This window comes from Cesiribacter sp. SM1, assembly GCF_020178975.1.
In the GTDB taxonomy this organism is placed as follows: Bacteria; Bacteroidota; Bacteroidia; order Cytophagales; family Cyclobacteriaceae; genus Cesiribacter.
Map to the genome: position 1 here is coordinate 282457 of NZ_JAHXBU010000089.1, position 24863 is coordinate 307319.

Consider the following 24863-nt stretch of genomic DNA (forward strand, 5'->3'; position numbering starts at 1 on the left):
TTTTTATTGTAAAGGTATGGCTAAGGGTTTTCCCTTACAGGCTAGCTTTATTCATAACATTACATCATCCAGGACGATGGAATCATTGCACTTATGCTTGCTTATTTATCAAAATAACAGAAACATAAGCTGTTAGTGTTCAAACATCTATCTAGCTACATTTAAACTCCGGGAATCAACGCTTATAGTAAAAGCAATATATTATAGAATTATTCCTTAGTTAAAAATACACTCTCTTTTGCCGCTGAATGTAACAAATCTTACGCACCCCCGATAAAGTGCTGCTCATTTCCAGCACAGGGTGGCAGTAATAAGAGCAGGCTGTTTTTAATAAAAAAAGCGAAGCCCTCTTGAAGGCTTCGCTATTATGGTCGCAAAATAAACCAAAGTACCTAAGTACTGTACCTGTAACATACTAACACGGCGTTCGCAGGCACCATGTGTACCAGAAACAGGTATATTCTGTTGTCCTATTCTTCCTGTTTTTCAGGATCGGTTGCTTTTTGAGCAACAGCTTTGCCCTTCTCATCGAAAAGCACAATCAGGCTTGGCTGAGCAGTTTCGCTTTCACCAAGTGCTGCCTGGTAATATTTAGTAGTTGCCTGCGCATCATCCTGCTCTACTTCAGCTACTGCTAATACTGTATAAGCCTTGAACTCATCACTTTTCAGTGACTCCTGAACGGCTGCAGGCAAATCGGCAACCTCCATCTCACGCAGACCGGGTTGTGCTGGAGTGTCAGACATTTTATCAGTAGTGATAGACTCTTCTGTATTAACGGCTGGTTTATCTTCAGTTTGTGGAGTAGTCTGAGCAAATGCAACACCCATTCCAAAAGCTAATGCTACAAAAGTTAATGCTGTCTTTTTCATGTTTATTTCTAATTATAAAAATAGTACTGCCCTAGTATTAGAAAAGACTATGCCAAAAAATGAAAAATATCATAACACACTGTTTTATAGGATTTTATAAAATTAAACTTAGTTTCCGGCGTCTACAGAAGTGAGGAATGCATCAACAGTCGTAGAGTGATTCAACAGGAAAGTGTGGAAATAAAAAACTGTACACCAGGAAATTACAGCCTTCCCCGATGTACAGTTTTTATTTTTAAAGGCTTTTGCTCAACGCTTACCATCCCTCTTACAGAAGGGCGGCCTGTGCCGGCAAGCGAAGCTCATAGGCGAAAGCCTCAGCAGGCTTTTGCAAATAAGCAGGCATGTAAAGCACTGTTTTTTGCTAAGTCTTATAAAAAGATGTGGGTTTGAATGGTGAGCTCACCAGCATTTCCAAGATGTTGCAGGCTTTTGCTGTACAGCGGGCGAGTACTGTATTGGGCCGTTATTTTGGCATTATGACCATTGATGAAGTAGTTTAGCCCCAGGTCGTACTGGCTGCTGCCTTTCTGGAAGAACTCAAAGTTTTTCCTGGTGTAGGTTACATAAGGCATTAGCTGTGCCTGATTTTTTAACTTAGGCAACAGCACACCCAGCTGGGTGTAAGAAATAGTTCCGGTGCCAACTGTTGGCTGTGCTGTGCCTGCGCCATTGAAACCCAGCTCTTCCCAGGTGGCAGATCCCTCTTCTGGTGTCTGCCCCACATTCATGATACCTATATTCCTGATGTAGTTAGGGCCAAAGTCGTAGCTGTACAGGCTGGAGTATGCAGACAAGGCATATCTGCCCACCGGCCTCTCATAGAAAACATCTGCACCCAATAATAGCATATCATGTATCTGCACCTCCCCATCCTGCATGAGGGCTGTTGACTTGGGGTGGTGGTGGAAACCCAGACCGATGTTGAAGATTTCTTTGGTTCCCAGGTAAGTACCAACCATATAGGGTAACTGGTTGCTCTCCTGCTCCAGAAACTGGTAGTTAAGGTAACCCTGCAATGCCAGCTCATCATTCAAGCGGTTAGTTGCCCGGCCTTCTACAGGCGCACCACCTGTGGTAAAGGGTTTATTAAGGGCCAGCCTGTAATCCAGCTTACCCAGCTTGCCCTTTGCATAAATACCGTACTGGCGTGCAAACTGATCGGTGAGCTCAATATTGGGCCAGTTAAATATAGGTGCATCAAGTGTGAGCATGTTTAACGTACTGGAGTTCGTTAACCGGCTGATACCATTCCAGTAATGCAGCCCGGCACCAACATACAGCTTTTCATTGATCACCGCGTACTCTGTCCAGGCATCATGAATAAACAGACCTGGCTTTTTATTACCCGTACCATTAGCCCCTCCGTTCACAAAGGAGTGGTTATTGATCCCAAAATGAGTAAGGATCAGGAAACGCGGTGAAATCTGTGCCATTGCCAGCATCCTGGACCTGCGCAGCCCAATATCAAAGCTGTTCGTTACCGGCTCCCCTGCTACGTTTACGGTTCCGGGGTTATTCTCAGAAGAACGCACCCAAAACTGGTGCCACATGATCAGGCGAAGGTATTTGGAACCCTCCTCGTTTAGGCGTAATACCAAAGGCTTATAGGAATGATCTACCGGGCCTATGGGCGCTACATCTGTTGAATCTTTGTAAGCCTTTACCGGAGACCAGGCCATGGCCAACAGTACAAGTAACACACTCAGTCTGTAAATTTTATTCATACACCTGTTTATATCTTTAATCTTTGATAGAGAAGGTTTAGATTATTTGGTGACAGCTGCTGCTGTACCTTTCTCTTTTATCAGCTGCAGCTGTTCGTGCAGCTGCATGTTTTCTCTTTCTACTTCCCGTAGTTTTCTGCTCATTTCTTCCTGGGTGGCCAGGAGTTCTTCGGTATTCTGGCGTAACTCTTCTTCCTGTGCACGAATCTCCTCGGTCATCTGCTGGGTATCCTGCAGCAGGCGCCTGGTCACTTCATTCACTTTTACAGAAGAAACCGAGGAGGCAATGCTCTCTGCCACTTTCTGAAGAAACTCAATTTCATAGGGCTTATACTGGCGGAAGGAGGCTAGTTCAAATACACCAAGTACCTCATCGTTGTTGATCAGAGGCATCACCAGGAGTGCATTAGGGGTTGCCTCGCCCAAACCGGAATTTATACGCACATAGCCCTGGGGAATATCAGTAAGGTAAAAGTAATCTTTCTCCAGCACCGCCTGCCCTGCTAGCCCCTCGCCAATTGCCAGGCGCTGATCTGCATATTTGCGTTTATCGTAGGCAAAGCAAGCTTTTAGCTCGAGGCACTGCTTATTTCCCTCCTGGCTTTCCAGGATGTAAAAAGAGCCCTGGTTGGCACCCATATATTTAACCAGCTGGCTGTTAATGTTCAGGCAAAGTCCCTCGAAATCATTGTTGTACTTTCTTAGAACCTCGCTGAAGATTGCAATACCCTCATTCACCCATTTGCGGATACCTTCCTCTGTGGCAACCTGCTTCAGGTCATGCCGCATCTGCAGCAAAGAATTACCCAGGGTATCCTCTTCGCTAAGGGCAGCGAAGTTGGCATCGAGGTTGCCCTTGCCTATTTCCCTGGCAAAAACTGTATAGGAATCTATGCCATCTACCAGGTTGTTCAGGGAGTCTGCCATTTCACCAATTTCATCTTTGCTGTTAACCGTAACCCTACCAATTGATTTGCCCAGTGCTAAGCTTTGCAGCCTGTCTTTTACCTGGTAAATGGCGTTTGTCATGGTTTTGGCCAGGAAGAAAGCCGAAACAGAACCAGCACCAATAAGCACCACGCTTACCAGTACAATAGTTAGCACCAGGGTGTTGATCTGACCCGACATCTCCTCCTGCCTGGCCGCAATCATTTTATCTATGCCGTCAGTATGTACGCCTGTTCCAATTACCCAGCCATACGGCTGGAAATGCCTTACATAAGATAGTTTAGGTTCGGGCTGACTGCTTTCCGGCAATTGCCACATGTATTCCACAAAACCGCTGCCCTTGCTTTTAGCTACCTCTACCATGGCCTGGTAAAAGTTCTGGTTTGTGCCTTTCACACAATTGAACTTAGCATCATCCAGCGGCTTGTTGTTCAATTCAGGCTTTACCGGGTGCATTACCATCAAGGGGTAAGGCTGCTGGTCATTGTTTATCCAAAAGTAGCCCTTGTCTCCGTCGTAGCGTAAGTCAGCCACCTCTTTCAGGGTCTTTTGCATAATATCTGCCCGTACATCATCCATATAAACCCCTGTACCTATTATCCAGCCCCAGTCTGCAAACAGCGATACGTAGGATAATTTCTGTACAGTGGCAGCCATACCTCCAGCACCTGGCTTGGGCCATTTATAATCTACAAAGCCCCTGCCGCTGGTCTTGCATACCTCTACCATAGCCTGGAAAAGATTCTGATCCTTACCCATAGCACAGTTGTACTTTGGGTCGCTCAGTAATTGTCCGTTTAGGTCGGGCTGCATTGGGTGCAGGATCATGCTGGGATATGGAAGTGTTGCATCGTTAACCCACACATATCCGCTACCATTGTCATAGCGGATTGCCTGAATTTCTGCGAGCGCCTGCTGCTGGGCCTCTGCCAGGCTTAGCTGGCCTTCCCTTACCTTAGTCGCTTTCGCCCTTAAAATTGATTCTGCAACATCAATAACATTGGTAAGCCTGTGTCCATAGATTTTCTGGATATATTCCTTACTCTCCAGATTCCTGTAATTGGTCTCCACTGACTGGTAAGCCAGGTTTACATAGCCCTCCAGTGTTTCTCTAACCTTTTGGTTTTCTTCATCCCTGAAAGTCTGCAGATCCCTTTCTACCTGCTCCCTCATGTTGTAAATAGCTATGAAGGCAAGGGTAACTACAGAAAGAACAAGTGTGAAGATTACCAGAAGAGATACTTTTCTTCTAATACTCAACTTCATGACAGTAGTGGTGATATCGGGTACAATAATATGTTCAGGTTCAACGAGATCCGGGCAACGCGCCGCAACAGATCTAATGACCAGCACAATACTACGGCACGAATGCCGCACATTGGTAACTATTTAATAAGTCATATTACACCCTATCAATCACCATGCGAAATGCCATTTTATCGCACAGCCACGGCTCCTGTTAACAAATCATTTATTAGAAGGAAAATGAAATTACGCAACACATTGATATATAATGTTTTAAAAATTCAAGATTACACATAAGTGCAAACCATTATCAGGGGCAGGGAAAACCATCAAAAACTGTTATTTATGACGGACATCATTCAAAATCATGATTTTAGTCATAGGAAAGACTCTTACGTTATAAATGCAGAGAAACAGTATGATTGGCACTAAAACATTATAAAACCTGATGTACCTTACCTTAACCAGGCAATGACAGGAACCTACAACTCCCTGATAGAAAGCAGCTACGCGTTTTAGCATACAGCTAAACCAGTCTTTTACAGCAAACAAAAGCCAGTGGATTTTCAGGAAATAGTACTGGCTATGGATGTGCTAAAAGTAGTACCGCAAGGCGGGCAAAGTGTAAGCATTAGCTGTATGGCAGCAGCATCTCATTCAGTTAAAGTAAGTCTGTAAAAAGAAGAAAGCCCCCTGTAAACCAACAAACAGGGGGCTTTACTACAATAAACCAACCAACAATCTTTATCAGTAACTTACTCTGTCAACATTCTATTACTCGCAGGCACCTGTAGCCTCCGGGTTTGCCGCTACTGCCGGTGGGCCTTGCGTAGCAGCTTCTCTTTTTCGCTAAACAGGCACCGCATCACTGATGTATATGCCATTTAGGTCAAATGGAAACCGGGCAGCAACAGAGCATCTGCCTGTTTCTGCAACTCTTCATCAAAAATCCAGGTACACTACCGTGCAACGGTAAGCGCAACTGACGAACTCACAGGGTACTCCTCCAGGCCTTCGTTGTAAACCCTGCTTTGTATTGAAAATGCAGCTCCAGGTTGTAGGTTGGCAGGTACTGTATAGTTAAAGATCAGGGAATCGGTTCTGCTCAGGGTGCTGTAGGCAGGTACATAAGCCTGCTCTGTTAACAGTGTTTCGTTCTCGCCCTGTATCATCCAGAACTCAACTTTGCTCAACGCTCCCTCTGACCAGTAGCGTAAATCGAAGGTAGCCTGGGTGCCGGGCTGTACGGTTGTTGTTGCCGGAGATTTAAGCGTGAAAGACGCGATCACCGGCAGGTAGCCAAGATCCTCCTTAATGATGTTGGTTAAATCTTCTGTGGGTTCTTTTTCACAGGAGGCAAACAGCACCATACCAAAAAATAATGCTGCGAATGTTTTATATAGTTTGTTCATAGCAATTCATCTTTTATTCAAATAACCACAATGTAACGCCCTGATCAGGTACTTCCGGCAGGCAGGTGTTTACCCCCGGCTCATCATCAGCAATGTTGGAGCGCTGTATCCAGGGGTTTCCCGGTATCTGGTTTACTATGGGTTTCTCAAGATCAATGTAAACTTCAGGATCGTACTGGTACCTTCTCATGTCTGTCCAGGTTTCTATTTGCAGGTAAAGCGCCAGGTACTTCTGAAGCATAATATCTGAGATGGTTAAATTCTCTGCGCCCACGGCAATTTCCGGACTTTGCATAAAAGCTGCTATATCTTCCGGGGCAACACCCACCTTGCTAAGGCTGGCCTCTATGCCCCTTAAATAGGCTGCATAGGCTGCAGCTTTATCTGTGGGATAATAGGCTTCTGCCAGTATAAATTGCATTTCAGCATAGGTGATCATTTCTAAAGGAGCTTCTGCACTTGCATGCCAGGTTGATGCGGTAACATCTACATTGGCCTGGGCATTACTACCAATGAGTTCACCGGGTGTGATGCCATCTGCCTCGGCTGTACCGGTTTTGGTCATGTAAACGGTAAGGCGTGGATCTTCTACAGCAAAGGCGCTTCTGCCAGCCAGCAAATCAACCAGGTAACTACTGGGGCGCATAATTTTATTTGTAGCATTTCCTAAGAACCCAAACCAGGGGTTTGCATTTTGCTCTTCGTATGTTAATGCCAGATCATCTGCATTGGAGGTAAAAGAGCGCTCGGCATCGGCTATGGCATTGCTTAACAGCTCCGGGTTGCGGTTAGCAAGGTGCAGATAATAGCGGGCACGCACGGCATAGGCTGCTTTCAGCCACTGCTCCAGGTCGCCGGCATAAATGTAATCGTTTTGCACCACCCTTAAACCTGCCAGTTCTGGCGCAGGCTTTTGCAAGTCTTCAATAGCCTCGTTCAGCAGGCTTATGATGTGCTCTTCGTAAAGCTCCTGCATGGTATCGTAGCAGGGGTATAGGTTACCGGTTCCCTGGTTGGCCTGCGTGTAGGGAATGGATCCATACACATCAGTAGCAGTCATGAGCAGCAGCCCCAGCAAGGTTTTTGCAATACCTGAGTAATTATAGGCTTCTGCGGCTTCTGCCCTTACAATAATGTCCTGCAGGGTGGGCAGTGCTTCCGAGTACAGGGGCCTCCACAGCTGGTCGAAACCATAGGGGGTGTACTGGCTGATGGCCTGCCCCGCCAGGTACTGCGGGTACTGATTGCCATATTGTGCCGCACCATACATGGTTGTGGCACTGGCGCGGATGGCACTTGGAAGCAGGGTTGGCAAAGTGGCTTCTTCTGCACTTACACGTGCAGGATCGTCGTTTACATTAAGCAAGCTATCGCATGAGCTAACCAACAGAATGCCTAACACACAGCATATATAATATAATCTTTTCATGTAAATCAGAAAGTTAGGTTGAGGCTTAGGTAGATACTTCTGATGGCAGGAATGTTAGTGCCAACATATCCATACACATTGCTTCCGGGACCATAGGCGCTTTGCTCCGGATCAAAGCCAATAAATGGCGAAGTCATCCACAGGTTGTTACCGGTAACCGAAGCTGTAATGCCTGTAAAGGGCAGCCGTTCCAGCAAAGAAGCAGGCATTGTATACGAAAAGCTCACATTTTGCAGGCGTATAAAGCTGGCATCCTGGAAGCCGTTAAACTCGCGGGCCAGCCGGTAACGGAAAGCCTGGCTGTATAACTCGCTCACACCAATGGGCACTGCCAGTTCGTTTTCTACCCACTGGGGCTCATCTACGGTACCAATGTTGGTTACCCCATCAAACACCACCAGCCTGTTGCGCAAATCGGTTTCCGAACCTGTTGGCGCTTCGCCACCAGCAGCACCATAGCGCAGGCGCCTGTTAATATCAAAGGCATAGCCACCCTGGCGGGTAGTAAACAGGAAGCTTAGATTGAAGCCTTTGTAGCGCAGGCTGTTGTTCCAGCCAGCCTCCCAGTCAGGAAAAGCATTGCCAATGTACCTGTCTTCAGAAAGTGCCGTTCCTTTCCACTGGTCGTTTACATTCGGATAGCCATCTACAATTACCAGCCTGCCATTAAATTCACTGCCCGGGTCTTCTACCCGGCTTAGCTCCCAGCCATACCAGTCGCCTGGCCTGCCGCCTGTTTGTATGCGCTGTTTTACCCAGGGGGTTTCCGGCTGAAAAGTGATAACATCTACCCCTTCCGGCATGCTCAACACCTCACTACGCAGCCTTGTAAAGTTTAGCATGGTATTCCACCCAAAATTTTCTGTGCGTACTACGGCTCCATCCAGCAGTAACTCTATTACCCGGTTCTGAATCTCCCCGGCATTAGCAACATAAGAGGTAAAACCAGTGGCCCTGCTGGTGGGGATGGGCACAATCTGGTCTACAGAATTCTGGATGGCATAGGTAGCATCCAGCCTGATGCGGTTATCAACAAAGGCAAGGTCCACACCAAACTCGTAGGCTTTGGTACGCTCGGGTTTCAGGTCTTCGGAGCCTATCACCAGGTCTCTCTGTACGCCTGCAACACCCCTGAAAGGCGTTTGGGTAGAATAATAATTGCCAATCATGTAGGGAGAAGCATCTTTACCAACCTCTGCATAAGCAGCCCTTAGCTTACCAAAAGAAAGAATGCTGTTGTTGCCCAGCCCCAGGGTTTCGGTAAACACATACCCCAGGCTTACCGAAGGATAGAAGAATGACCTGTTTGCTTCCGGTAGCGTTGAAGACCAGTCGTTACGGCCTGTTACATTCAGGAAAAGTGTTTCGCGGAAGCTAAGCTTAGCATCGGCAAATACTCCAATGATATTCCTTTCGCTTGGAAAAGATCTTACCGTATACTGCCCCAGGTTGTTTACACTGTTAAAAGTAGGCAATATGAAATTGGTGCCTGAGCCCGATACGTTTGTGGTGTTGATACTGGTGATCTGGTTTCCCAGTGAAACAGAAAGCGTAAGCCCCTCCGATAGCTCTCCCTGTCCGTTCAGCAGTAAGTTGCTGTTAATCTCACGATAGGTCAGAAAGTCTTCGCTGATGCTTCCGCGGCTGGCGCCTGAAATTAAGAGCGGAGGCCTTGCAATCAGGAACCTTTCGTTGGCATAATTATCCATACCTATGCGATAGTCTACATTTAGCCAGTCGGTAAAGGCATAGTTAAGGCCAAGGTTTCCAATAATACGGTTTAGCGTCTCATCCTGATAGGCATTTTCGGCAAAGTAGAAAGGGTTCTCCAGCTGAGTAGAGTACCTGACAGGTGTGCCATCAGGATTTATATAATCTTCCATATTGATCTCCGGCGCATAACGGGTAGCATACGATATTACCCCGGCAGCACCAACACCCATTCTTGGGGTGGTTCCATCTGAGTTAATGAAGTTGGCAGAACCATCAATAGTCAATTTATCTGAAGGCTTAAGCGAACCCACAATCTTAACATTGGTTCTTTCAAAGCTGGTATTGGGCATTACGCCCGACTGATCCAGCCTGCCCAGCGAGCCGTAGAAAGTTGCTTTATCGTTACCACCGGAAAAGGAAAAATTATTCTGAAACTGGTGGCCAACCTCAAAGAGCTGATCCCACTGGTTGTAGGTTTCTGTACCATCAGGCAGCGGCGGGCCATCCGCCCGGTAATCGGCCGGATCAAACCTTCCCCTGAAGCCCCTGCTGTACCTGTCCTGCATGGGCGGGGTACGGTAAACATCATCAAAGCTGTAAGCGGTTTTAAAGCTAAAGACTGTTTTACCGGCTTTACCTGATTTGGTGGTGATGATAACGGCACCATTTGCAGCCCGAAGGCCATAAAGTGCCGAGGCTGCAGGTCCCTTCAAAATAGAAATGGTTTCAATGTCCTCGGGGTTGATATCTGCAAAGCGGTTTGTATTGGTAAAATTTCCTCCGCCCCGCCCGCCGGTCAGGTTTGTTTCGTTACTTACAGGTATACCATCTATCACAAACAGGGGCTGGTTGTTTGCATTGGGGTTGAGGGAGTTGATACCCCTGATGACAATATCGGCGCCTGCACCGGGAGCACCACTGCTGCTGGTAATGTTAATACCTGATACCCTGCCTTTCAGCGCATTTAAAGGGTTTGGCTGGTTGGTTTCCTGAATTGCCCTGCTGTTAACCTCCTGAACTGAGTAACCCAGCGACTTTCGCTCCTGCTTTATACCAAAAGCTGTTACAACAACCTCACTGAGGGTTTCCAGATCCTGGGCCAGGGTAACCTCCAGGTAAGACCTGTTGCCCACTTCCAATACTTCCTGCAGATATCCTACAAAAGAAACCTCAAGCCTGTTTTCATCTGGCGCCAGGCTTATCGAAAACTGCCCGTCAACATCGGTTACGGTACCTTTGCCAGTGCCGGGCACCCTAACAGTGGCTCCTACAACGGCATTGTTATCTGTAGCATCAGTAACCCTGCCCCTGACTATTCGTTCCTGAGCCAATGCATACTGCCCGCTACAGACCAGCAGTAGTAACAGCATAAAAATGCGGTAGTCGTTTTTCATTCTGATTATGTTAGTGGTTATTAAAAAATCAGGTGCGGTCACAGCTATACCGGCCATCATTTCCCAGTAACTAGCTGAACCTAAGTTAATAAGATTGAAGTTAAGATTTACATCTCCATCACTGAATTAGTCCCTGCACAAAATCAGCATACCTCTTGATCCATGCTTTACCGGCACAATACCATCAAAGCAAGATCATCCTTTCAGCACCCTACCTTGCTTAGTCTTACTTGGGCATTGAAGCAAAAAAATACTACCCAAGACCGGAGACGGGCCATCGTCCGTCAGCAACACCATGCGACAGGTACTGGCTACAAACCAGGTTTCTGGCAAATCATCAAAGAACAGGCTACATGAGCAAAAAATAACCTGCTTAATACCGCGTAGTTCTGCTTACACAAGAGCTAAGCTAATGTGACAGGCATGTTAATCAGGGGATTGTATCACTGTTTTGTTTTAGCAGCTGCACCTGCTTTTTCTTCCAGGGCCAGGCCAGCCTGCTGTGCTTCAAAAGCACTCCATTCTGCTATTTTCTTTCTTTCCAGCTCATCTTCCGGCTCCAGCTGGTGCTCCCATTCAAAAGTCTTTCGCTCCCAGCTTAGGGCATTTGCCTCTGCGCGAAAAAGAGTGTACCCAGGTTTATAGCCCTTCCAGTTACCGCCCCACCAGGCTGCACTTACCGACTGGCTGGTGATGTACCATACACCATTAAAGCAAAAGCCTTCGGGCACATGGCTATGCCCCTGCAACACTGCCTTTACGCCATGCCTTTCTATAATATGCCTGAATTCGCGGGTATCCTCTACTACCATATGGCCAATGGCCTTATAATCTCTATCTCCGTTTAGCTGGCCAATATGACAAAAGGCTGCTATGTGGGTCATGATAACGGTGGGCTTTCCGCTGTGCTGCCCCAGATCAAAGCGTAGCCATTCGAGCTGTTCTGCACCAAATTTAGCTTTATAAGAGGGTCCATGGGCCTCCTGCGTGGGATATATGGAGTCCATCACCACAAAATGCCAGCCTTTGTGGTCAAAGCTGTAGTAGCTTTTCTCCATGTTCAGCATCTGCATAACCAGCACTTTTCCCAGGTCGGGATCATCTGTCGCTACTTTTCTGCGCGCATTCCAGCCCAGCACATCGTGATTACCTATGGAGTTATAATAAGGCATCTTCAGCTGGTCTGATATCTGTTTGTAGAGTGAAAGCTGATCTACAAACTCTTCCTTGGCTGTATAATTTCCGTCAAAAGCCAGGTCTCCCCCCATCAGTACAAAATCGGCAGCTGCTTCTTTTTTATTCACCGCATCAATACATGCCTGGTATCCTTTATGGCCCTGCCGCTTTCTGCGCACATGCATATCGGTAAGATGAAGAAAGGTAAAGCTGTTTTTTTTGGCAGCCCCCTTATCTGTAGCCAAAGCAGTAGGCAAAACCAGCCCAAGGCTTGCGCCAGCAAGCGATAGCTTTTTCAGGAAACTGCGTCTTTGGTTGCTGCTCATAGGTACTGCTGTTTGAAATGTTAAATACCTGCTTCTGCACTAAAATTTACATAGCGTTGCCTGTGGCCGGCACCGGCTTATGCCTTCCCTGCGTTACTACCAGCAATACTGCTATTGCAAGCGTATTTCACCTCTTTTGCCCCTTGTTTTTATCACCACCGGGGCTCCTGCCGTACTTTCGTTATGCAGTCTGTCTACGGCCGTAACAAAGTAAGTATATGCAGTTCTTTTCTGGAGCGAATTATCTACCCAGTGCTGTACTGCATAAGGATTTCGAGGTACAATGGCTGCTATGTTCGCAGGATTGTTTACATCCGGCTGATCCCCTTCCTGGAAACGGTATACCACATAGTAGGCACTGTTGCGGGAGGCACCCTCCTGCCATTCGAGCCTTACACCACTTCCCTGAGATCCACTGATACTTTTCAGGCTTGGCGCCTGCGGGGCCTCTGCAGGGAGCCAGGGCATCAGGGGTACCAGCGCCTTGTGCTGATAGAGGTTTTCCATCTTCTCAACAACTCCCTGCTTATTGTGCCTGAACACCTTTGCACTAAAATACATACTGCCATGTACCTGCGGGTAGGATCGGTTCAGCTGTATCTGCCTGATGATTTCGTTAGGATCTTCCCAGCCTTTTTCGCCCATCCGGTAGATGCCCTGCCCAATGTACAAATGCCTGCCGTAAGCGTTTTTACTCCACCAGTCTACCAGCACCTGGTAATCGGCCAGCTCAAAACCTATGTGCCAGTACAGCTGTGGGGTAACGTAATCGATCCAGCCTTCTCTAAGCCATTTTAATACATCAGCAAACAGGTCGTCGTAATTGGTCTGGCCTGCCTTTGTATTGGAGCCCAGCGGATCTTTGGCTATGTTGCGCCAAACACCAAAGGGACTGATCCCGAATTTTACATGCGGTTTTTCTGCCTTGATTCTCCTGGATAGCTCCTCTACAAAATAATCTACATTATTTCTTCTCCAGTCTTCAATATTCTCAAAGTCGGCCTTGCCATAGGCAGCATAGGAGGCACTGTCGGGAAACTCCTGTTTGGCAATGCGGTAGGGATAAAAATAATCATCGAAGTGGACAGCATCCAGATCGTAATGCTTTACCGTTTCCATGATGGAATTAAACACAAACTCCCGGGCTGCAGGAATACCCGGATCGTAGTACCACTTTCCACCATACTGCACAAACCACTCGGGGTGCTTGTTAATGGGGTGATCGGCCGAATGCACAAAGCCCTCGTTCATGCTGGCCCGGTAAGGGTTAAACCAGGCATGAAACTCCAGCCCTCTCTTTCTTGCCTCTTCTATCATAAAGCTGAGCGGGTTGTAATAAGGCTGTGGCGACTGCCCCTGCACGCCGGAAAGGTACTCAGACCATGGCTCGTAGGAGGATGGATAAAGTGCATCTGCAACCGGCCGCACCTGCACAATAATGGCATTCATGCCCACCGACTGCAGGTGGTCCAGCAGTTCCACAAACTCTTGCTGCTGCTCCTGTGCGCTTAATCCTTTTTTAGATGGCCAGTCAATATTTGCTACGGTGGCAATCCATGCAGCACGCATTTCCCTTTTTGGCGCCTGCTGAGCCAGGGAGGAAAATGACAAGAAAAGAAAAAGAGCTAACAGCACCCCAAAAGAATCAGCTTTACTTTGCATCAGATGGCTTTAATATTTGTGTAATTCAAAAGCAAGGTTTACCTGTTCCAGTACTTTTCTACCGCAAAGTCCACAGGCACTTCCCTTTTACTTTACCGGGCAACAGGAGGCAAAAAATGCCTGGAACCGGGCCTGGCTAATCAGAAGGGCAGTACCGGGGCAACACCAAACCGACACCTACCCCTAGCTGGCGGCTAAAGACAGCAGCTGAACACTTAGAAACTCAATCAAATTTCCAGCGAACAAAAGCTTCCATGGCCTCGTAGTCTGCCAGCCCCAGGCGGTGGTAGCTATTTGCCGTTTCGCGGTTTCGCTCCTGTGCTCTTACCCAGAATTCACGCTCGTCATCACCCGGAAACACCGGCCTGTCTTTTTGAGACTGGTGCTGGAAAATAGCTATTTTTTTACGTGTTACCTCCTGGGGCGATAACGGCACTGCCATTTCAATTTCGTGGGTTTCAAACTCAAGCCAGGCACCCCTGTACATCCACAGCCAGCAATCCTGCGCCCAGGCCTCCTTTTTGCGCAGTTGCTCCAGTGCTGCCAGAATAATTCTGAAGCAAACAATGTGCGTGCCGTGGGGGTCGGCAAAATCACCGGCAGCAAATACCTGGTGGGGCTTTACCTGCTGCAGCAGCGCTACTGTTTGCTCTACATCAGCCGCTGTTACCGGGTTCTTTACTGTTTTACCTGTTTCATAAAAAGGCAGGGCCATAAAGTGTATATGATCATCAGACAGGCCTGCATAGCGCGCACCGGCTATTGCCTCTGACTTACGAATAAAAGCCTTAACGTCACGAATTTCCTTTAGGTCTACCTCATTGGGTTGCTTCTTTTTGAAGAACCTGCGCATTTCTTCATAAGTAGAGCAAAGCGAATCACAATCCTTGCCAATGCTTTTGTTGAAGTCTATGGCAAACTCTACGTAACGGAGTACATCGGTATCCCACACCGCTGTATTGCCCGAGGTTTGATAAGCCACATGCACATCATGCCCCTGGTCTACCAGGCGTATAAAGGTGCCTCCCATGGAGATTACATCATCATCGGGATGTGGCGAGAAGATCAGGCAGCGTTTCCGGGCAGGCTCTGCACGCTCGGGGCGCTGGGAGTCGTCGGCACTGGGCTTGCCCCCGGGCCAGCCGGTAATGGTATGCTGTAGCTTGTTGAATACATGGATGTTGATGTTGTACGCAGGACCTTTTTCTGTGGCCAGCTGTGCCATGCCATGGTTGTTGTAATCCTCGTCGGTAAGCTTAAGAATAGGCTTATTAACAGTTGCAGAAAGCCAGATAACCGCCTTTTTGATGAGCATATCATCCCACACACAATCTTTTACCAGCCAGGGGGTGTTAAAGCGGGTAAGCTCAGAGGCGGCATCTTCATCCAGGATAAATTCTACATTATCGGAAAGCTGCAGGTAGGTAGCAGGCACCTCGCCTGATATTTCTCCTTCAACAGCTTTTTGAATAATGGGTGCCTTCTTTTTGCTCCAGGCCATCAGAATAATTTCCCTGGCTTTAAAAATGGTACCAATGCCCATGGTGATGGCTTTGGTTGGCACATTTTCTTTTCCGCCAAAGTCGCGTGATGCATCGCGGCGGGTAAGGTCATCCAGGGTTACCAGCCTGGTGCCAGAGTTAGGAGCAGAGCCTGGTTCGTTAAAACCGATGTGACCTGTACGGCCTATGCCCAGAATCTGCAGGTCCAGTCCGCCATAAGCTTCTATTTTCTGTTCGTAGGCCAGGCAGTAGGTCGCTATATCTTCTTTTGCAAGCGTACCATCCGGAATATGGATGTTCTGTTTGTCGATATCAATATGGTCGAACAGATTTTCGCGCATAAAGGTAACATAGCTTTGTTTGGCTGTGGGCTGCATAGGATAGTATTCATCCAAGTTGAAGGTTACCACATTTTTAAAGCTTAAACCCTCCTCCCTATGCAATCGTACCAGTTCGGCATACACGCCTACAGGCGTGGCACCCGTTGCCAGCCCCAGTACTGCTCTCTCGCCCAACTCCTGCTTTCGCCGAATGAGGTACTCTATTCGCTGCGCCACCATTCTGGAGGCAACATGCTCATCAGCATAGACCGTTACCGGCAATTTCTCGAACCGGGTTTCTTCAAGAAGATTTAAACGAGCCATAGTTTTTATTAATGATTAATGCTTGGTTGATCTGCATTCAGCTGTCATGCTGCTCCCGATAGACCGGAGCTGTAGAATGAATAAGCTGTAGAATTTATGGGTGCCAGCAGAACAATTGGTCCGGTATTCCTGCTGATGTTGGAATTACCCGCCGCCACCTGACAGCCCCCGGTACGATATACAGCTTCTGCTGCGTTTACTAAAGGATTGATGAACAGCGTACGACCATACACTTTTGCCTGTTGCTGTATAGCCTGTTGCCTGTACAGCCTGCCGGCAAATGCCCCTGTACATGAAACAAAGGATGCAACAACAGCAGCTGCAAGGAGTAAAAAAGAGATCTGGCAAAAAAGAATAGTCATGAGATGCAATCTTATGGGTATATTACATGCATTTCCTTATCCATATCCCTGGTAGCGCTTGCGGTAGAAAAGCCTCGCCGAGCGTTAACAAAAAGCTTAAAAACTCCTGATTGACAACCCCCGCCACTTAGGCATCTTTTAGCGCTCTGTTTGGCTTTAGAACCAATGCTGTAATATTGCTTTTTTTTGCGGTTTTTTAAAAATTTTCCGCATAAAAAATACAAGTGTATTATTTTCTTCTAAATTAGCATAGCACTTATCACCCACTGCTTATGACTGCCACATATAGACTAGCCCTTGTTTTTACTCTAGCAGCTTTACTCCTGGCGCCCTCCCTAACCAAGGCGCAGCAGCCTGCAAAAAGCGCAGAATCCCGCAAAACAAGCGCAGCAAAAAGCACAACGGCGGCTATTCAGCCAAAATCTGCTCCAGACTTCCTGAAAGAAACCAACCACCACTGGGTTGACTCCGTATTCAGCACCCTCAGCCCGGAAGAACGAATTGCGCAGCTGATCATGATTCCAGTATACTCCAACAGGAACCAGTCCTATGTCGATTCCATCAGCACCTTAATAGGAACTTATAAAGTGGGGGGCATGATTTTCTTTCAGGGCGGCCCCGTACGGCAGGCCCACATGACTAACCGCTTTCAGCGCGAGAGCAAGGTACCTATGATGGTGGCCATAGATGGAGAGTGGGGCCTGGCAATGCGCCTGGACAGCACCGCGCGTTTTCCTTACCAGATGTCTCTTGGCGGTATTGAAAACGAGCAGCTCATCTATGAAATGGGCGCTGAAATAGGCCGGCAGTGCAGGCGCCTGGGCATACAGATTAACTTTGCCCCAACCGTAGATATCAATAATAATGCAAATAACCCGGTCATTGGCTTCCGCTCTTTCGGAGAAGACAAACACAATGTAGCCAGCAAATCGCTGGCTTATATGCAAGGGCTTCAGGACCAGCATGTACTAGCCAGCGCCAAACATTTTCCAGGCCATGGCGATACAAATGTCGATTCTCACTACGGATTGCCACTTATTAACTTTTCCCGCATTCGCCTCGATTCTGTAGAACTCCATCCCTTCAGGCACCTAATGGCCAACGGACTGGCAAGTGTAATGGTAGCCCATATGAACATCCCTGTGTTAGACAACACCCCTAACCTGGCCTCTACCCTATCAAAACCCATTGTTACCGATTTACTGAAGGGAGAGCTGAACTACAAAGGGCTTGTGTTTACCGATGCACTCAATATGCAGGGTGTTGCCAAGTTTTACCCGCCCGGCGTTGTAGACGTAAAAGCACTGCTTGCCGGCAACGATATTCTTCTCAACGCCATGGATGTTGCCAAAACCCTGGAGGAAATCAAAAAAGCCATTAGCAAAGGCGAAATTACGCAGGCAGAAATAGACACTCGCTGCCGGAAAGTGCTGGCAGCAAAAAAATGGGCCGGCCTGGACCAGTGGCAGCCCATAGAAACAAAACAACTTGTTCAGGATCTGAACAACCCGCACGCTAACTACCTGATCCGGCAGCTTACTGCGGCCTCGCTTACCTTATTGCGCAACAAAGAGAGCATCGTACCTCTCCGGCAGCTGGACACTTTGAAAATAGCTGCACTGGCCATTGGCAGCAGGGAGCAAACAGAATTTCAGCGCAGCCTGGCCCTGTACACCAAAGTAGATACCTTTTTTCTTTCTCCCAGCAGCACACTGGCCGAACTGCAAAACCTTAAACTACGCCTGCAGCCTTACAATCTCATTATTGCAGGGGTACATAACCTGCAGCTAAAAGCCGGCGGCGCCAACTTTGGTGTTACCGCCGAAATGGACCTCTTTCTGAAAGAACTTATTCGCTCCAAACCTACCCTGGTAAGCATCTTTGGCAATGTTTACAGCCTGGGCAGCTTCGATAGCCTGGAAAAAGCAGATGCCCTGCTGGCCGCATACCAGGAAACACCACACACACAGCAGCTGGCAGCACAACTCTTTTTTGGTGGCATTGGAGCAAGCGGCAAACTACCTGTAAATGTTAACCAGTTCTTTCAGCTTGGCGACGGCTTAACCACCCAGGGTGGCCTGCGCCTGGGGTACAGTGTGCCAGAGGCAGTTGGCCTCCGTTCTGCCGATCTGGCCGGGATTGACTCCCTGGTACAACAAGCCATCAGTGAAAAAGCAACACCCGGTGCCCAGGTGCTGGTGGCCAAAAACGGCAAGGTTATTTACCACAAATCTTTTGGCTACCATACCTACGAAAACCAGATACCGGTACAAAACACCGATTTGTACGACCTGGCATCAGTTACAAAAATCAGCACGGCCCTTGCCGCCTTCATGAAGCTCCAGGGTGAAGGCCGCTTTGATGTAAACAAAACACTGGGCGAATACCTGCCCATGATGCGGGGCTCCAACAAGGAGCAACTGGTATACCGTGATATTCTTACACACCAGGCAGGTTTGAAATCCTGGATTCCTTTTTGGAGAGAAACAGTTAGGAAAAATGGCAAATTCAGGTGGTATACCTTTAAGAATAAGCGCTCCAGGCGCTTCCCTATCATGGTGGCTGACAACCTGTACATTCACCGTAAATATGCCGACAAGATCTATAAAGAAATCAAAGAATCGCCCCTGAACGAAAAGCCAGGCTATGTGTACAGCGACCTGTCTTTTATACTGGCTCCCAAAGTAGTGGAAGGCATTACGGGCCAGGAGTTCGAAACCTACCTGAAAGAGCAAATATACAAGCCACTAGGGGCCACTTCTTTAACCTTTAACCCCTATAAACACTACCCCTCATCCCATATTGTACCAACAGAATATGAACCCCATTTCCGCAACCAGCTACTGCATAGCACAGTACATGATGAGGGTGCGGCAATGCTGGGTGGCGTAAGTGGCCATGCCGGTTTATTTGGCAATGCAAATGACCTGGCTAAACTCATGCAACTATACCTCAACGATGGCACTTATGCAGAAAGAACCTACATTGAAAACAATACAGTAAGCCAGTTCAGCAAGTGCCAGTTTTGTGAACAGGGCAATTACCGGGCCCTGGGATTTGACCGTCCCTCCAAGCCCGGAGCTGCCAACAGCAATGCAGCCCAAAGTGCGCCTGCGGAGAGCTTTGGCCATTCTGGCTTTACCGGCACCTACACCTGGATAGATCCTGCCAATGAGATTGTTTATGTATTCCTTTCTAACCGGGTTAACCCAAGCCGCGATAACAGTAAATTAAGCAAACTGAATACGCGCACCAATGTACTTCAGGTGGTGTACAATGCCATACAAAGAGCAGAAACAGCAAGCACTGCCACTTCTTCTGAAGAGTAATTCCAGGCAAGGCCCCTTATAAGCTTTATCACTTCAGCCACAGCAGCCCATGAGCTTCATCACCTTAAATAAGCCTGCAGCAGCCACTCAGCTGGCGGGCCAGCAAACCTCGGGAAGATACCTTTCACTGGATGTACTCAGAGGCTTAACCATTGCACTGATGGTTGTTGTTAATAATCCCGGAAGCTGGGGCAGCATTTATGCTCCCTTCAGGCATGCAGCCTGGCATGGCTTTACCCTTACCGATCTGGTGTTTCCTTCTTTCCTCTTTGTGGTTGGCAATGCCATGAGCTTTAGCATGCGCAAATTTGAACTTCAGCCTGACAGTGTGTTTCTGGCAAAGGTTATCAAGCGAACTGCCCTTATTTTTGGCATTGGGCTGTTTCTGCATCTTTTTCCCTTTATAAGCCGCACAACAGAAGGCCAGCTGGTGCTTAAGGAATTTACAGGGGTGCGCATTATGGGAGTACTGCAGCGCATTGCCCTCTGCTATTTTATTGCAGCCATGGTACTGCATTACCTGAAGCCTAAAGGCGCACTTATCTTCAGTCTTTTTGCCCTTTTCGGATACTGGGCCATTTTATACATTTTTGGCGATAGTGCAGCACCCTATAGCCTGGAAGGCAATGCTGCTTTAAAGTTTGACTCACTTTTCATACCCGATCAAAATCTATACAAAGGTTTTGGAATTCCCTTCGATCCGGAAGGACTCCTTAGCACCCTGCCTGCAGTGGTGAATGTAATAGCAGGATACTTTGCAGGTAAATTCATCCGGAAAAATGGAAACAACCTGCAGTCTGTTCTCATACTAACGGTAGCAGGTGCTTTGCTGATAGGCGCAGCCCTGGCATGGGATACACAATTTCCTATCAACAAACCCTTATGGACCAGTTCTTATGTATTGCATTCCGTAGGCCTTTGCTCAATATTACTGGCAAGCCTTATGCTGGTGATTGAAATAGCCGGCTATACTAAATGGGCCTACTTCTTCGAGGCCTTTGGTAAAAACCCCTTATTTATCTTTGCTTTTGCCACCCTGGTCATCAAGCTGCTGAATTTTATTCAGGTAGAAGGTAAGAGCCTGCAAATGGGGATTTATACCAACCTCTTCCTTAGCTGGACGGAAGGAAAAACTGCTTCCCTCCTCTTTGCCCTTAGCTATATGCTGCTGATGTGGCTGGTAGGTTACTGGATGGACAAGAAAAAGATTTATGTTAAAGTGTAATCTTTGCGCAGCAGCAGCTAAACGGCACTAAGCGGCTTTATTACGCCCTCCTTCAATGCAAAATAACATCAGCCCTGCCTGCTATCAAACCATTCTTCCAGTTATCAATATCGTTTACAGCGCCATATAAAATCCTTTTTATATTGAAGCCCATCACCCTATATTTGTAAATTATCTCATATCATCAGGTATATGTTAAAGGAAGAACGTCAGGATTTTATCATAAAGCAGATCAACCTGCACAACAAAGTGCTCTCGTCTGATTTAAGCATTAAACTTAATGTATCTGAAGATACTGTAAGAAGAGACTTAAATGAGCTGGCCGAAAGCGGAAAAATCCTGAAAGTTCATGGTGGTGCCCTCTCCAAATCATTTCACTATCCTTTTCAGGCTAATGATGTTTATGCAAAAGAGTCTAAGAAGCACATTGCCCAGAAAGTAATTCAGCTACTAAAGGACGACATGACAGTGCTTGTTGGAGGCGGTACTACCATGATAGAGGTAGCACGCCTGATTCCTGATGGTTTAAAATGCACATTTTTTACTGTAAGCCCGCTGGTTGCACTGGAGCTGGCAGAGCACAACAGCGTAACAGTTATTTTATTGGGAGGGCAGCTCTCTAAAAACGCACAAATAAACATAGGCGCACAGGTCGTAAACCAGCTGTATGAAATCAAAGTTGATCTGTGCATTTTAGGTGCCAACAGCATCTCACTGGAGGAGGGCGTTACCGACTCCGACTGGGAGGTTGTTCAGGTAAAAAAGGCCATGATGAGAAGTGCGAAAAAAGTAGTGATCATGAGCATTGCTGAAAAACTAAACTCCAGCCAGGATTTGAAGGTTTGCGATTTAAGCAATGTCCATTACCTGGTTACAGACCTGAAACCATCGATCCCTTCTCTCAAAGGATACACCAAAGCAGTAACGGTGTTATGAGTACATTCGGGCTTAGTTAATGTTTCACTAGCCGCTGTTCTTCAGGCATACTTTTACTGCAGCCTGCAATCATTTAGAGCCGGACTTGGCACCTTCTATTGCAAATTGGCTACAGGCTTTGTCTATGCCGGCATTTTAGATGCCGTATTGATACTCTTCTGATCTGTTTTGTATAATCCACTCGTTGCCAGCAGTAAAAGCATGGTGATGGCAGCATTTACCACAATAAGCTCAAAACCCATGGCGTAGCCTGTCCATTCAACAGAATTGGCATCAAACACATAGGTAATAGCCGGAGCAAGAATGCAGATAAAAGGCACAAGCCTGTCGGCCACGGCACGGTTGCCCATCATACCATAAGCGAACAGTCCCAGCAGCGGGCCATAGGTATAACCAGCCGCCCTAAAGATTGCATTTACAACAGAATCATCATTAATGATTCTGAAAACCAGGATCACCAGCAGCATAATAACCGAAAAAACCACATGCACCACATGCCGGGTGCGGATGAGCCCGGGATCATTCTTGTTTTCCTTTTTATCGAAACCCAGAAAGTCAACACAAAACGAAGTGGTTAGCGCCGTAAGTGCCGAATCTGTGGTAGCAAAAGTGGCTGCAGTAAGTCCCAGCATAAAAATAATGGCAGGCAAAACACTCAGGTGGTTCAGGGCAATTTCAGGAAACAGGTGGTCTGGTGTTCGCAGAGAAGTCAGATCTACTCCCCGGACAGCAGCATACTGATACAACAGTGCCCCTACACTCAGAAAAAATATGTTGATGAAGACAAACACCACCGTAAAGGTGAGCATGTTCTTCTGGGCTTCCCCGATGTTTTTGCAGCTTAGGTTTTTCTGCATCAGGTCCTGATCCAGGCCTGTCATGGCAATTGTAACAAAGATACCCCCTATGAAATGCTTCAGAAAGTGGGTTTTACTCGCCATAAAATCTTCCCAGAAAAAGATTTTCGAATAGGAGCTTTCTTTAACTGCCTCAAAGGTTTGTGCCAGGTCCATACCCATACTCCTGGAGATAAACCAGATTGACAGCAATACCGAAGAAAGCAGGAACAGGGTTTGCAGGGTATCTGTGATTACGATGGTTTTAAGACCTCCTTTGTGGGTATACAGCCAGATAAGCACCAGGCATATGGCAACCGTTGCTGCAAATGGCACATTCCAGGCATCAAAAATAAACTTCTGCAGCACAATAGCCACCAAGTAAAGTCTGAAGGCTGAACCGATAACCCTGGATATCAGAAAGATCATGGCACCTGATTTGTAGCTCCAGTAGCCCAGCCGCCTCTCAAGATAAGTGTAAATAGAGATCAGATTAAGCCTGTAGTACAATGGCAGCAGCACAGTGGCTATAAGTACAAAACCAACTGCATTGCCTAACACAAACTGAAAATAACCAAAACTACTGTTGACAACGGCCCCGGGCACTGATATGAACGTTACCCCTGATAGCGCGGTGCCAATCATGCCAAAGGCAACAAAATACCATTTTGAATTTCGGTTGGCTATAAAAAAGCTTGAATTGTCAGATGCGCCTTTAGAAGTGATGTATGAAATGAAAATCAGTACGGCGAAGTAACCAATAAGGAAGGTTAAGAGAACGATCGGGGGCATAGCAACTATAGATTTATGATGGAAGGATTACATCGCTGCAGCGAATGCCGGCAAACCTGCGGGAGTTTGCCGGCATTCGCCTACAAACAACATTTGCCTAAAGGAGGCAGCTGATTAAGACGACAAAAGTACACTATCTATTGCTTTGCGCACCCCGCCATGCTGTTCTAACAGAACTGAGGCTGCCTGTTCATCAAGCCCGGTTTCCATCATAACAATTCTGACACCTCGCTTAAATAGCTTATGGTTTGTAAGTTGCATATCCACCATTTTGTTACCCTTTACACGCCCCAGCTGAATCATTACTGATGTACTTAACATGTTCAGTACCAGTTTTTGCGCCGTGCCAGATTTCATTCGTGTTGAGCCGGAAAGAAACTCTGCCCCCACCACTACCTCTACAGGATACTTAGAAACTGCCGCCACGGGGCTACCCTGGTTACACACAATGCAGCCTGTTACAATACAGTGTTCATTTGCTTTTTTAAGCCCGCCGATCACATAGGGAGTAGTGCCAGATGCAGCCAGGCCTACCAACACATCCTTTTCGCTTATCTGAAACTGCTGCAAATCAATCCAGGCCTGTTCTGTATCATCTTCAGCAAACTCTACTGCTTTTCTTATAGCAGTATCACCACCGGCAATAATACCTACCACCCAATCGAAGGGAACGCCAAAGGTAGGAGGGCATTCCGAAGCATCTACAATACCAAGCCTGCCACTGGTGCCTGCCCCAATATAGAACAGCCTGCCACCCTCTTTCATTTTAGCGGCAGTAACCAGCGCCAGCTGCTCTATTTGCGGAAGCGCCTTTTCCACAGCATCAGGAACGGTTTTATCCTCCTTGTTTATATTCTCCAGGATCTCCTTTACAGACATGCTTTCAAGGTGATTGTAGCTAGAGTCTTTCTCTGTTATAATTTCCATATGTATAATATTCTATTGCCATCAATAATCTTCTGTTGTCTGAGCACACTGCAGGAATTTTATCTTTTTCCTGCACCAATGCCATATTCCATCATCTTCTAAACTTCCAGCATACTCCCCTCTGGTAAACGATGGGCAGATGCACTAAATCATTCAGTCCTGTATAAAAAGACAAAAGCCAGCGATTGCCTAAGCAGCCTTAAAAGCATTGCCCTACTTGTTATCTCTGTACTGCACTTCTGTTTACTGGAGAAATGAGAATGCGCATGAAACCGCAAAAACACGAAAGGTGCAGAGGAGTACACCACTATAGACTGTCAAAATTTAGCAAATGATATTGTTTTATGCAATATTATTAAATAAATCTTGCATAAACCTGCAAACAATATTATTTTAAACCAGGCAA

Annotated in this window: 15 protein-coding genes; 3 read left to right on the forward strand and 12 right to left on the reverse strand. The window is 47.0% G+C overall.

Annotated elements, in window-relative coordinates; translation table 11 throughout:
- Positions 1-470: 470 nt before the first annotated feature.
- From KWJ01_RS16300 to KWJ01_RS16345, 10 genes are all read right to left on the reverse strand, one after another.
- Positions 471-872 (reverse strand): hypothetical protein, encoded by a 402-nt coding sequence (locus KWJ01_RS16300; protein WP_224997835.1) that lies wholly within the window; start codon positions 870-872, stop codon positions 471-473.
- 371 nt (positions 873-1243) lie between these two features.
- Entirely contained in the window at positions 1244-2599 is a 1356-nt protein-coding gene (locus KWJ01_RS16305) for a porin (RefSeq protein ID WP_224997837.1), read from the reverse strand.
- 42 nt (positions 2600-2641) lie between these two features.
- Positions 2642-4813, reverse strand: coding sequence for a cache domain-containing protein (locus tag KWJ01_RS16310; protein WP_224997838.1), 2172 nt, complete (start codon positions 4811-4813; stop codon positions 2642-2644).
- 938 nt (positions 4814-5751) lie between these two features.
- Positions 5752-6204, reverse strand: coding sequence for a hypothetical protein (locus tag KWJ01_RS16315; protein WP_224997840.1), 453 nt, complete (start codon positions 6202-6204; stop codon positions 5752-5754).
- Between the two features lie 13 nt (positions 6205-6217).
- Positions 6218-7633, reverse strand: coding sequence for a SusD/RagB family nutrient-binding outer membrane lipoprotein (locus tag KWJ01_RS16320; protein WP_224997842.1), 1416 nt, complete (start codon positions 7631-7633; stop codon positions 6218-6220).
- Between the two features lie 5 nt (positions 7634-7638).
- Positions 7639-10740: a SusC/RagA family TonB-linked outer membrane protein gene (locus tag KWJ01_RS16325; protein ID WP_224997843.1), complete on the reverse strand. Its 3102-nt coding sequence runs from the start codon at positions 10738-10740 to the stop codon at positions 7639-7641.
- A gap of 443 nt (positions 10741-11183) precedes the next feature.
- Positions 11184-12242, reverse strand: coding sequence for a metallophosphoesterase (locus KWJ01_RS16330; protein WP_224997844.1), 1059 nt, complete (start codon positions 12240-12242; stop codon positions 11184-11186).
- A gap of 111 nt (positions 12243-12353) precedes the next feature.
- Complete coding sequence (locus tag KWJ01_RS16335; protein ID WP_224997845.1) at positions 12354-13904, reverse strand: glycoside hydrolase family 10 protein; 1551 nt, start codon at positions 13902-13904, stop codon at positions 12354-12356.
- A 223-nt stretch (positions 13905-14127) separates the two neighbouring features.
- Entirely contained in the window at positions 14128-16050 is a 1923-nt protein-coding gene (gene nagB, locus KWJ01_RS16340) for a glucosamine-6-phosphate deaminase (protein ID WP_224997846.1), read from the reverse strand.
- Between the two features lie 44 nt (positions 16051-16094).
- The gene (locus KWJ01_RS16345) at positions 16095-16412 is read right to left on the reverse strand and encodes a hypothetical protein (protein WP_224997847.1); all 318 of its coding nucleotides are present in this window, start codon (positions 16410-16412) and stop codon (positions 16095-16097) included.
- 272 nt (positions 16413-16684) lie between these two features.
- Here KWJ01_RS16345 and KWJ01_RS16350 point away from each other — a divergent pair, with 272 nt between their 5' ends.
- From KWJ01_RS16350 to KWJ01_RS16360, 3 genes are all read left to right on the forward strand, one after another.
- Entirely contained in the window at positions 16685-19741 is a 3057-nt protein-coding gene (locus KWJ01_RS16350) for a glycoside hydrolase family 3 N-terminal domain-containing protein (RefSeq protein WP_224997848.1), read from the forward strand.
- Positions 19742-19790: 49 nt separating this feature from the next.
- Positions 19791-20966, forward strand: coding sequence for an acyltransferase family protein (locus KWJ01_RS16355; RefSeq protein ID WP_224997849.1), 1176 nt, complete (start codon positions 19791-19793; stop codon positions 20964-20966).
- Positions 20967-21158: 192 nt separating this feature from the next.
- Positions 21159-21902, forward strand: a complete 744-nt coding sequence (locus KWJ01_RS16360) for a DeoR/GlpR family DNA-binding transcription regulator (protein ID WP_224997851.1) — start codon at positions 21159-21161, stop codon at positions 21900-21902.
- 122 nt (positions 21903-22024) lie between these two features.
- On the opposite strand, the gene KWJ01_RS16365 is transcribed toward KWJ01_RS16360, so the two are convergent.
- Positions 22025-23530, reverse strand: a complete 1506-nt coding sequence (locus KWJ01_RS16365) for a sodium:solute symporter (protein WP_224997853.1) — start codon at positions 23528-23530, stop codon at positions 22025-22027.
- 114 nt (positions 23531-23644) lie between these two features.
- Positions 23645-24457: an N-acetylmuramic acid 6-phosphate etherase gene (gene murQ, locus KWJ01_RS16370; RefSeq protein ID WP_224997855.1), complete on the reverse strand. Its 813-nt coding sequence runs from the start codon at positions 24455-24457 to the stop codon at positions 23645-23647.
- Between the last annotated feature and the right edge of the window lie 406 nt (positions 24458-24863).